At 56.8% G+C, this 9367-nt stretch carries 9 protein-coding genes; 7 read left to right on the top strand and 2 right to left on the bottom strand.

Going from position 1 to position 9367, the window contains the following annotated elements; translation table 11 throughout:
- Nucleotides 1-123: 123 nt before the first annotated feature.
- Complete coding sequence (locus tag AC2AXP_RS20910) at nucleotides 124-1206, bottom strand: tartrate dehydrogenase (protein WP_004958959.1); 1083 nt, start codon at nucleotides 1204-1206, stop codon at nucleotides 124-126.
- Between the two features lie 102 nt (nucleotides 1207-1308).
- On the opposite strand from AC2AXP_RS20910, the gene AC2AXP_RS20905 reads away from it, so the two are divergent.
- Nucleotides 1309-2247 (top strand): LysR substrate-binding domain-containing protein, encoded by a 939-nt coding sequence (locus tag AC2AXP_RS20905; RefSeq protein ID WP_039992573.1) that lies wholly within the window; start codon nucleotides 1309-1311, stop codon nucleotides 2245-2247.
- A 40-nt stretch (nucleotides 2248-2287) separates the two neighbouring features.
- Here AC2AXP_RS20905 and AC2AXP_RS20900 read toward each other — a convergent pair whose 3' ends face one another.
- Entirely contained in the window at nucleotides 2288-2614 is a 327-nt protein-coding gene (locus AC2AXP_RS20900; protein WP_004958962.1) for a putative quinol monooxygenase, read from the bottom strand.
- Between the two features lie 361 nt (nucleotides 2615-2975).
- Here AC2AXP_RS20900 and epd point away from each other — a divergent pair, with 361 nt between their 5' ends.
- The 6 genes from epd (at nucleotide 2976) to AC2AXP_RS20870 (ending at nucleotide 9357) form a co-directional block, all read left to right on the top strand.
- Nucleotides 2976-3992: an erythrose-4-phosphate dehydrogenase gene (epd, locus tag AC2AXP_RS20895; protein ID WP_004958964.1), complete on the top strand. Its 1017-nt coding sequence runs from the start codon at nucleotides 2976-2978 to the stop codon at nucleotides 3990-3992.
- Nucleotides 3993-4066: 74 nt separating this feature from the next.
- Nucleotides 4067-5230 carry a phosphoglycerate kinase gene (pgk, locus tag AC2AXP_RS20890; protein ID WP_004958966.1) on the top strand — a complete coding sequence of 388 codons (1164 nt, stop codon included), beginning with the start codon at nucleotides 4067-4069 and terminating at the stop codon, nucleotides 5228-5230.
- 240 nt (nucleotides 5231-5470) lie between these two features.
- The gene (fbaA, locus tag AC2AXP_RS20885) at nucleotides 5471-6550 is read left to right on the top strand and encodes a class II fructose-bisphosphate aldolase (protein WP_039991768.1); all 1080 of its coding nucleotides are present in this window, start codon (nucleotides 5471-5473) and stop codon (nucleotides 6548-6550) included.
- Nucleotides 6551-6775: 225 nt separating this feature from the next.
- The gene (gene mscS / locus AC2AXP_RS20880; RefSeq protein WP_004958970.1) at nucleotides 6776-7645 is read left to right on the top strand and encodes a small-conductance mechanosensitive channel MscS; all 870 of its coding nucleotides are present in this window, start codon (nucleotides 6776-6778) and stop codon (nucleotides 7643-7645) included.
- A 183-nt stretch (nucleotides 7646-7828) separates the two neighbouring features.
- Nucleotides 7829-8443, top strand: coding sequence for an arginine exporter ArgO (argO, locus tag AC2AXP_RS20875; protein ID WP_088499783.1), 615 nt, complete (start codon nucleotides 7829-7831; stop codon nucleotides 8441-8443).
- Nucleotides 8444-8625: 182 nt separating this feature from the next.
- A complete protein-coding gene (locus AC2AXP_RS20870) occupies nucleotides 8626-9357 on the top strand; it encodes an oxidative stress defense protein (protein WP_071586657.1) in 732 nt (243 codons plus the stop codon).
- Nucleotides 9358-9367 lie beyond the last annotated feature (10 nt).

Here is a 9367-nt window from a genome sequence, read left to right as displayed (position 1 = left end):
AAGACGTTCGGTTTCACCGTCGACAACGTGGTGGCGAAGGCCAGGGCGTTGTTGAAGTAACCGCCAGGCGGGCGAGCAGGCTCGCCCCGCGTGATGGAAAACCCGGCTACGTGCCGGGTTTTTTTATTGCAGTAAATCGGCGATCGCCGCGCCGACCTGCTGGGTCGAGGCATCGCCTTGCATATCCGGCGTGCGCGGCCCGCTGGCAATGGTGCGCTCAATGGCGGCAAGGATATCGTCGTGCGCCTGACGGTAGCGACGATCGCCATTGCCGAGAAAGTCGAGCATCATCGCACCGGCCCAAATCATGGCGATCGGATTGGCAATGTTCTGGCCATAAATATCTGGCGCGGAGCCGTGCACCGGCTCGAACAGCGACGGGAAGTCGCGCTGCGGGTTGAGGTTGGCGGATGGCGCAATACCGATAGTACCGGTACAGGCCGGGCCGAGATCCGACAGAATATCGCCGAACAGGTTGGAGGCGACGACCACGTCGAAACGCTCCGGGTTCAGCACGAAGCGGGCGCAGAGGATGTCGATATGCTGCTTGTCCCAGCGGATATCAGGGTAATGCTGCGCCATGGCCGCGACGCGTTCGTCCCAGTAGGGCATGCTGATGGCCATGCCGTTGGATTTGGTGGCGGCGGTAAGGGATTTGCGCGGCCGCTGCTGCGCCAGTTCAAAGGCGTATTGTAGAATGCGATCCACCCCCTGACGGGTAAACACCGATTCCTGCACCACCATCTCACGTTCGGTGCCTTCGAACATGCGCCCGCCGAGCGACGAGTACTCGCCTTCGGTGTTTTCCCGTACCACGTAAAAGTCAATGTCACCGGGCTTTTTGTTGGCCAGCGGGCAGGCGACGCCGGGGAACAGGCGTACCGGGCGCAGGTTGACGTATTGATCGAAGTCGCGGCGAAACTTCAGCAGCGAGCCCCACAGCGACACGTGATCGGGCACTTTGTCCGGCCAGCCGACGGCGCCGAAGTAAATGGCATCAAAGCCCTGTAATCGTTCGAACCAGTCATCCGGCAGCATCTGACCATGTTGCAGATAATAATCGCAGCTGGCCCAGTCAAAGGTGACAAACTCCAGCGCAAGATCCCATTTGGCTGCCGCCGCCTGCATGACGCGCAGGCCTTCCGGTAATACTTCCTGGCCGATGCCGTCGCCCGGGATCGCCGCGATTTTGTAGGTTTTGTTCATCAGAGGTCTCACTTATAGGTCGGGAGGATTGACACCGCTACCATCCTATAATTGACTAACCGTTAATCAATCCGCTGAATGGTGAAACATAAAACACGTATCATGAATAATATGCCCCTGCTGAGTGATTTACGGGTGTTTGTGCTGGTGGCGCGTCGGGCGGGTTTTGCCGCCGCCGCAGAGGAAATGGGGGTATCGCCGGCGTTCATCAGCAAACGCATCGCCTTGCTGGAAAAGGCGTTGAGCGTTTCATTGTTGCACCGTACCACGCGGCGGGTGGCGATAACCGAAGACGGCGAGCGCATTTATGAATGGGCGCAACGTATTCTCAACGATGTTGATCACATGATGGATGAAGTCTCCACCATTCGTCAGGAACCGCAAGGCACGCTGCGGATTGTCAGCAGCCATGGCTTCAGCCGGCGTTTTATCGCCCCGGCGCTGTCGGTGCTGGCGACGCAGTATCCACGCTTGGAGCTGCGGCTGGACGTGTCCGACCGGCTGGTGGATCTGGTGAGCGAGGGATTCGATCTGGATATTCGCGTCGGCGACGACATCGCGCCGAACCTGATCGCACGCAAGCTGGCGGATAACCGGCGTATTCTGTGCGCTTCGCCGGCGTATCTGGCGCGCCACGGCATGCCGAAAACGCTGAACGAGCTGTCGGGCCGCGCCTGTCTGGTGATCAAGGAGCGCGATATGCCGTTCGGCATCTGGCGTCTGCAAGGCCCTGGCGGCGAGGAGACCATCAAGGTTACCGGCGCGCTGGCCTCCAATCATGGCGAAATCGTACACCAGTGGTGTCTCGACGGGCAGGGGGTGGCGCTGCGCTCCTATTGGGACGTGCAGGAAAACATCGCCAGCGGCAAACTGGTGCATATTCTGTCCGATTATTATCAGTCTGCGAATATTTGGGCGGTATATGTTTCACGCTTGGCGACCTCGGCCAAGGTGCGGGTGACGGTGGAGTTTTTGCGGCAGTATTTTGAACGGCATTACGGCGGTGCCGCACCGCAGGCGGAATACTTGTTCAGCCGCTAGTGTCACAAGGGCGCGTCGCGCCCTTGTTCAAGCGTTCGCTTTATTTCGACTTTTCCAACTGGGTCAATCGTTGCACGTTCAGGCTTTCCAGCTTGCCGTCCAGTTCCTCGAGGAAGCGATCGTGATAGTCCATGGCGATGTGCTTTTTCAGATCGTCTACCGACGCCCAGCGTTCAATAAACACAAACGAGACCTTGCCGGGCTTCTCCAGCTCTTTGACGTTGGTTTCCTGGGATTCGTGGCAATCGTACTGCAGGCAACCCGGCTCCAGATGGGTTGGGGCGACCATGGCGCGCGCCGCTTTTCTCACTGCGTCGACGTGCTCGGGGAACGGGGTCAGCGTGGCAACAATTTTGACTTCACTCATTTTAACTCCTTGTAGTGGATTATGGTCATCCCCAAGATAGGGATTCAGGGTGACTGAAAATGTGCGCTAGATCATTTTATTTTCGCAAAATACCGCCCAGTTAACAGCCGGACTGTCGGGGCTGTTCCTTTTCGAAAAACTTTGGTTTATGCTCGGCTGAAGCGTTTCAGTTAGGGTGAATAACTCGCTGAAAGGCTAGAGAGAGCGGTTGTTGGCGGTAACAGGGTTTACGAATAATGCAACGCAGCGATTCACAGCAGGCAGTGCGCTAAAGTACTCTATGCAGGTTAGCATGATAACCAGTCAGCGCCACCCCATCCGGCGTCAGCACCGGCGGGAATGGCCTTCTTCAGGGAGCAGCATGACCATCCGCATAGCGATAAACGGCTTTGGCCGTATTGGCCGCAGCGTTTTACGCGCACTGTATGAATCGGGGCGACGAGCAGAAATCACCGTGGTGGCAATCAACGAGCTGGCGAATGCCGAAGGCATGGCGCACCTGTTGAAATACGACTCCAGCCATGGGCGCTTTGCCTGGGACGTTCGCCAGGAGTGCGATGTGCTGAGCGTGGGCGACGATAGCATTCGTCTGCTGCACCAGCCGGCGGTAGAGCGTTTGCCGTGGGGGGAGCTGGGGGTAGACGTGGTGCTCGACTGCAGCGGGGTTTACGGCAGTCGGGCGGATGGCGAGGCGCATCTGGCCGCCGGAGCAAAGAAAGTTCTGTTTGCGCACCCGGGCGGCAACGATCTGGACGCTACCGTGGTATTTGGTGTCAATCACCAGACGCTGCAGGCGGATCATCGCATCGTGTCCAACGCCTCCTGCACCACCAATTGCATTATTCCGGTCATCAAGCTGCTGGACGATGCCTACAGTATCGAATCCGGCACCGTGACCACCATCCACTCCTCGATGAACGATCAGCCAGTGATAGACGCCTATCACGCAGATTTGCGCCGTACCCGTGCGGCAAGCCAGTCGATTATTCCGGTCGATACCAAGCTGGCCGCAGGGATTACCCGCATCTTTCCGCAGTTTTGCGATCGTTTTGAAGCGATCTCGGTGCGCGTACCGACCATCAACGTTACCGCCATCGATCTCAGCGTCAGCGTCAGCGCGGCGGTGAAGGTGGCAGAGGTCAACCAGTTGTTGCAAAAGGCCGCACAGGGATCATTTCGTGGTATAGTTGACTATACAGAACTACCATTAGTCTCGATTGATTTTAACCATGACCCGCACAGCGCCATCGTCGATGGTACCCAGACGCGGGTCAGCGGTCAGCACCTGATCAAGACCTTGGTCTGGTGCGACAATGAATGGGGCTTTGCCAACCGGATGTTGGATACAACACGGGCAATGGCCGCAAGCGGTTTCTAGTACGGCGGCATCCGCGACGATGCGCCACTCAGGCAACTTTATAGCTTATAGAGAATCAACCAAGAGGGTTCACCATGTCTGTAATCAAGATGTCCGATCTGGATCTGGCGGGAAAACGCGTTCTGATTCGTTCCGATCTGAACGTACCGGTAAAAGACGGCAAAGTGACTTCCGATGCGCGTATCCGCGCTTCCCTGCCGACTATCGAAGCTGCGCTGAAGCAAGGCGCCCGCGTTATGGTGACCTCCCACCTGGGCCGTCCGACCGAAGGCGAGTACAACGAAGAGTTCTCGCTGCTGCCGGTGGTTAACTACCTGAAAGACCATCTGAAAAACCCGGTACGTCTGGCAAAGGACTACCTGGATGGCGTTGACGTGGCCGAAGGCGAGCTGGTAGTGCTGGAAAACGTGCGCTTCAACAAGGGCGAGAAAAAAGACGACGAAACCCTGTCCAAGAAATATGCGGCACTGTGCGACGTGTATGTGATGGACGCGTTCGGTACCGCACACCGTGCGCAGGCCTCTACCCACGGCGTGGGCAAGTTCGCGCCGGTAGCCTGTGCTGGTCCGTTGCTGTCTGGCGAACTGGAAGCCCTGGGCAAAGCGCTGAAAGAACCTGCGCGCCCAATGGTTGCCATCGTCGGCGGCTCTAAAGTGTCGACCAAACTGACCGTGCTGGACTCCCTGTCCAAAATCGCCGACCAGCTGATCGTCGGCGGCGGCATTGCCAACACCTTCGTTGCCGCGCAAGGCAACAATGTCGGCCAGTCACTGTATGAACCTGATTTGATCCCGAACGCCAAAAAGCTGCTGGAAACCTGCGACATTCCGGTGCCAACCGATGTGCGCGTAGCCACCGAGTTTTCCGAAACTGCCGCAGCAACGGTAAAACAGGCGAACGAAATCCAGGACAGCGAGCAGATTCTGGATATGGGCGACGTCTCAGCCGAGCGTTTGGCCGTTATCCTGAAGAACGCCAAAACCATTCTGTGGAATGGTCCGGTTGGCGTATTCGAGTTCCCTAACTTCCGTAAGGGCACCGAAATCGTTGCACGCGCCATTGCAGAAAGCGATGCTTTCTCGATTGCGGGCGGCGGCGACACTCTGGCAGCGATCGACATGTTCGGTATTGCTGACAAGATCTCCTACATCTCCACCGGCGGCGGTGCGTTCCTGGAATTCGTTGAAGGGAAACAGCTGCCTGCAGTGGTGATGCTGGAACAACGCGCTAAGCAGTAATTCTGACAACGGGAGGCGAAAGCCGCCCGTTTGTTTTATACCGCTCTGCTACGGTAGTGCGGTATGAAAAATCGATTTACCACCATCTCTACCCAACGGATTTCGAGATGTGGCTGGCGGCGAAAGAACGACCTCTCGCCAGCCGGCACTGCCGGACAGGCGAGGCAGGTACGGGATGCCAACGCCGCTACGTCTTGAACGATGAAGGGTATAACGGCCGACGAAACAGGACAAAGTAACATGTCTAAAATTTTTGATTTCGTAAAACCGGGTGTCATCACGGGTGATGACGTTCAGAAAGTATTCGCAGTAGCCAAAGAGAACAACTTTGCGCTGCCAGCTGTCAACTGTGTGGGTACCGACTCCATCAACGCGGTGCTTGAAGCTGCGGCGAAAGTGCGTTCACCTGTCATCGTTCAGTTCTCCAACGGCGGCGCCGCGTTCATCGCTGGCAAAGGCGTGAAAACTGACGTGCCACAGGGCGCAGCGATTCTGGGCGCAATCTCCGGTGCGCATCACGTTCATCAGATGGCTGAACACTACGGCGTGCCGGTTATCCTGCATACCGACCACTGTGCGAAGAAACTGCTGCCATGGATCGACGGCCTGCTGGATGCCGGCGAGAAGCACTTTGCCGCGACCGGTAAACCGCTGTTCTCTTCCCACATGATCGACCTGTCTGAAGAGTCGCTGGAAGAAAACATCGAAATCTGCAGCAAGTACCTGGCACGCATGGCGAAGCTGGGCATGACGCTGGAAATCGAACTGGGTTGTACCGGCGGCGAAGAAGACGGCGTGGACAACAGCCACATGGACGCTTCTGCGCTGTATACCCAACCGGAAGACGTGGCTTACGCGTACGAAAAACTCAACGCCATCAGCCCGCGCTTCACCATCGCTGCCTCCTTCGGCAACGTACATGGCGTGTACAAGCCAGGCAACGTCAAGCTGACGCCAACCATTCTGCGTGATTCTCAGGACTACGTGTCCAAGAAATACAACCTGCCGCACAACAGCCTGAACTTCGTGTTCCACGGCGGTTCCGGTTCAAGCGATGCAGAGATCAAAGAGTCCGTCAGCTACGGCGTGATCAAAATGAACATCGATACCGATACCCAATGGGCGACCTGGGACGGCATCCTGCAATATTACAAACAAAACGAAGGTTATCTGCAAAGCCAATTGGGTAACCCGAAAGGCGCCGATCAGCCGAACAAGAAATACTACGATCCACGTGTCTGGCTGCGCGCTGCGCAAACCAGCATGGTGACTCGTCTGGAGCAGGCATTCAAAGATCTGAACGCCATCGACGTTCTGTAATCCGTTTGCCCGGTGTGCTATGTCGCACCGTTCGCTCGACGCACAAAGGCTCCCTTCGGGGAGCCTTTGTTTTTTGGCGCGGTTTTGATGTTGCCCGCGATGTTTTTTTGCCAAAATTGGCATCGCACAACATTGTTGGTTACCCTTATGCGGGTGGTTTGCGCATCGGATAGACCGATGCTGTTGCTATTTCTCCCTCGGGGAGCTTTAAAGTAGGACGTTAGAATGGAAGATCTCAACGTAGTAAACGGCATTAACAGTGCCAGTAACTGGCTGGTGAAAAACCAGGATTTATTGATTCAGTATGCGGTAAACGTGGTCGCGGCAATCGCCATCTTGATCGTGGGGTCGATTATTGCCCGCATGGTCGGTAATGCGCTGAACCGGGTGATGAAACTGCGTGGTATTGATGCCACGGTTGCCGATTTCCTGTCCGCGATGGCGCGTTACAGCATCCTGGCGTTCACCTTTATTGCCGTATTGGGCCGGGTAGGCGTGCAGACGACCTCGGTTATCGCGGTGCTCGGTGCCGCCGGTCTGGCGGTTGGCCTGGCGTTGCAGGGTTCGCTGTCCAACTTTGCCGCCGGCGTGCTGCTGGTGGCCTTCCGTCCGATCCGTGCCGGTGAGTACGTCGATCTGGGCGGTATTGCCGGCACCGTCGATCAGGTGCAGATTTTTTCCACTACCATGCGCACCCCAGATAACAAAACCATCGTGGTGCCGAACGGTAAAATCATCGCCGGCAATATCATCAACTATTCGCGCGAACCCAATCGCCGGGTAGACATCGTGGTTGGCGTGGCTTACGACGCCGATATCGATCTGGTGAAGAAAGTGCTGAACGACGTGATTGCTGCCGACAAGCGCATCATGCACGAGAAAGGCGTTACCGTGCGCCTGAACGAGATGGCGGCCTCTTCGCTGAACTTCGTCACTCGCTCATGGACCACCAACGCCCAATACTGGGACGTGTACTTCGATCTGATGGAAAACTTCAAGCGTCAGCTGGATGCCAACAGCATCGGTATCCCGTATCCGCAGATGGATGTCCACGTGCGCCATATCGAAAAGGCGCCGGCCAAACCGGCGGAATAACCTGCAGATAGAACGACATAAGGGAGCTTCGGCTCCCTTTTTTTATCGTCCGACGCTCTAATCAGTTTGGCTAATGCAGGATTAGAACTATCCATTTCCCCTAATGATCATCCCCTCGTATGATGCGCGTATTGACCCGTATGCGCCCTCGTCAGGCGCTTTTTGACCTTTCAGAGGAACAGCATGTTAACCGTCTTTTTACAGGGCTTTGCCCTGAGCGCCGCGATGATCCTGCCGCTCGGCCCACAAAACGTTTTTGTGATGAATCAGGGGATCCGTCGACAATATCATCTGATGGTCGCCTCGCTGTGCGCGCTGAGTGACATCGTGCTGATCTGCGCCGGTATTTTCGGCGGCAGCGCGCTGCTGGGGCGGTCGCCGCTGCTGTTGACGTTGGTGACCTGGGGCGGGGTGGCGTTCCTGCTGTGGTACGGCTGGGGGGCGTTTCGCTCCGCCTTCAGCCAACAGTTTGCCTTGACCAGCGCACAGGAGATGAAGCAGAGCCGCTGGCGTCTGGTGGTTACCATGCTGGCGGTCACCTGGCTGAATCCCCATGTCTATCTGGACACCTTTGTGGTGCTTGGCAGCCTGGGTGGGCAGTTGGCGCCGGAGGTGCGTTCCTGGTTTGCCATTGGCGCCGTCAGCGCGTCGATCGTCTGGTTCTTTGCGCTGGCATTGCTGGCCGCCTGGCTGGCGCCGTGGCTGAATACCCCGCTGGCGCAACGGATCATCAATCTTCTGGTTGGCGTGGTAATGTGGCTGATTGCCGCTCAGTTGGCGTGGCAGGGCGCTCATTAACAAGAATTTGTCACTAATCCGAATTTAAAACACCGCGCGATATGCTACGTTTGATGGCAAAGAACCCGCTGTTGTCCCTATCTTCAGTCGCTTGAGTAAATTTCTGCAAATTTGCTTTCGGTTGGCTGTCGGTTGAGGATGATCGGCGGGGAATCAGAACAGCCTGTCATTAAGGAGACACTGTGAAGCTTAAAGCATTGGCTATGGCCGCAATGGTTGGATTAGGGACGCTGCCTGTGGCGCTGCATGCGGCGGAAGTACCAGAAGGGCCACATGTGGTCACCTCTGGCACCGCCAGCGTCGACGCTACCCCGGATATCGCAACGCTGGCAATTGAAGTCAGCGTGTCCTCCAAGGATGCGGCACAGGCCAAGAAACAGGTTGATGAGCGCGTGGCGCAATATTTCGACTTCCTGCAAAAAAACGGCATTGAGAAGAAAGACATCAGCGCCGCCAATCTGCGCACGCAGCCGGAATACGACTACCTGAAAACCGGCGAGTCGGTGCTGAAAGGCTACCGCGCGGTGCGTCAGGTACAGGTGACGCTGCGTAAACTGGACAAGTTGAACGAACTGCTGGATGGGGCGCTGAAATCTGGCCTGAACGAGATCCGTGCCGTTGAGCTGGGGGTTGCCAACCCGGACGTTTACCGCCAGCAGGCGCGCGCGAAGGCGATTGAAAACGCCACCCAGCAGGCTGCTTCACTGGCTCAGGGCTTTAAAGCCAAACTGGGTCCGGTTTACAGCATTCGCTATCACGTCGCCAACTACCAGCCAATGCCAGTGGCGCGCATGTATAAAGCCGCCAGCGACGCGCCGGAAAACAGCGCCGCGCAAACCTACGAACAGCAAAGCATTCACTTTGACGATCAGGTGGATGTGGTGTTTGAACTGCAGCGTAACGCAGCGCAGTAACGCGCCGCAG

The organism is Serratia sp. Sp408, from assembly GCF_057180665.1.
This window is presented reverse-complemented; position numbering and strand designations above follow the sequence as displayed.